Source organism: Actinacidiphila oryziradicis, from assembly GCF_005047355.1.
Taxonomy (GTDB): Bacteria; Actinomycetota; Actinomycetes; order Streptomycetales; family Streptomycetaceae; genus Actinacidiphila; species Actinacidiphila oryziradicis.
In genome coordinates this window covers 1-1428 of sequence record NZ_SUMC01000332.1, presented here as the reverse complement: position 1 = coordinate 1428, position 1428 = coordinate 1, and the positions used below count along the sequence as shown (strand labels likewise).

Below are 1428 nucleotides of genomic sequence, written 5' to 3'. Positions count from 1 at the left end.
TGGGTGTCGTAACCGCGTCACTACCAAGGGGCCTGTTCTTTCATGCCCGCGGCCGCACCCGAACCTCCGTCCAGATGATCACCCACGCCGCACACCTCGAACGAGATCCGGTTTGCCACAACGCACTCAGGCGGTCATGAAGCGGGACTTGGCCCCGCGAGCGAAGGCACCACTGGCCCGGCGCTGCCGGATCTGGCTCAGCAGGGATGCGGCCTCGGCAGCCTGGCCAACGGCCATGGAACCGACCGGGGTTGCGGCCACAGGGGCTACACCGGCACACCGGCCGCAAATACCGGCCTCCCGGCCACGGGGAAGCGGGTTGGCGCACTCGGCGCAGTCAGCCAGCGGGACAGCCTTCACCGGGACGGGAGGCATCTTGCGGGTAAGCCGGTCCTTGACCAGGCCAGCCGGTGACTTGACCTTGGCCGGAAGACCTTCGGTCAGCTCGTTGCGGATCTGAAGCTCAGTTGCACCACGGGCCAGCCACTCAGCAGCCAGAGGGGCGAGCTTGATGACCTCGGACGCTTGAGGGTCATGGCAGGGGCAGCGGAGCCGAGACGGCTCAACACGCCGGCCGCTTGGCCGGTCTTTTCGTCGTTGCTCTTGGGAGCAATCCCCCCCTCTTCAGTGGCCGCCTCAGCGGTCACGTCAGAGACCTCAGGGGCAGGGGGGTTCTTTCCCTGGTTCTTTCCCCGAAGGGGTTCAAGCCCGGTGAACCGTGACTTCGTACGGCAGGGCTTCGGAGTCTCGTCCTTCGGAGCCTCGGTCTGCGGCACGTCGTAGACGGTGACGTGCTTGGACCAGTGGCCACGCTCGTTCTGGATGTTGGTGCACACCACGTAGCCAGCGGCCTGAAGTTCCTTCATGGCCCGGGTGGCCCAGATCTGTGCCGGGGACTTGTCCACGAATCGCTGTGAGCGCAGCACGCCGAGGACCCGGGCCTGTTCCAGCTCGGACAGGCTCGCCGGATGCGGCGACGGCGCCCGGCGCGGCCCGGCCACGCGGGGCTTGGGGTTGCGCCGCCGGTAGACGGTGGCCCGCGAGCGGCCGGTCAACTCGCACGCCGGCTTGATCCCGACGGCCGGCTCCAGCCGCTCGAACGCCTCGGTGATCACTTCGTCCGCTTGGGCGTGGAGTCCTCGCTCCCGGAGAGCAGTTCCAAGCTTGAGATTTAAGCCTTCTTCTTGCGTCCCTTGGCCTTCCCGGTGTCCGTTTTGATGGTCTTGGTGGCGACGGGGTGTCGTTGAGCTGGGGTGTTCTTGCCGCCGCGGGGGCGGCCGGGACCGGGAGTGCTGGTTTTCGGCAGACGGCTCGGGGTGCCCAGCCGTTCACGCAGATGTCGATATCCGCGGCGTACTCGGTGCGGGCTCAGTCCGCGTCCCGGCCGGGGAGGCTTCTCCCAGGGCCGACGCAGGTCTGCGACGAGGT

Annotated in this window: 1 protein-coding gene and 1 pseudogene; both read right to left on the bottom strand. The window is 67.6% G+C overall.

Going from position 1 to position 1428, the window contains the following annotated elements; translation table 11 throughout:
* Window positions 1-440 precede the first annotated feature (440 nt).
* Entirely contained in the window at window positions 441-1115 is a 675-nt protein-coding gene (locus FCI23_RS55685) for a hypothetical protein (RefSeq protein WP_136731767.1), read from the bottom strand.
* A gap of 56 nt (window positions 1116-1171) precedes the next feature.
* A pseudogene (locus FCI23_RS59085) lies at window positions 1172-1428 on the bottom strand (NF041680 family putative transposase); the annotation flags it as partial.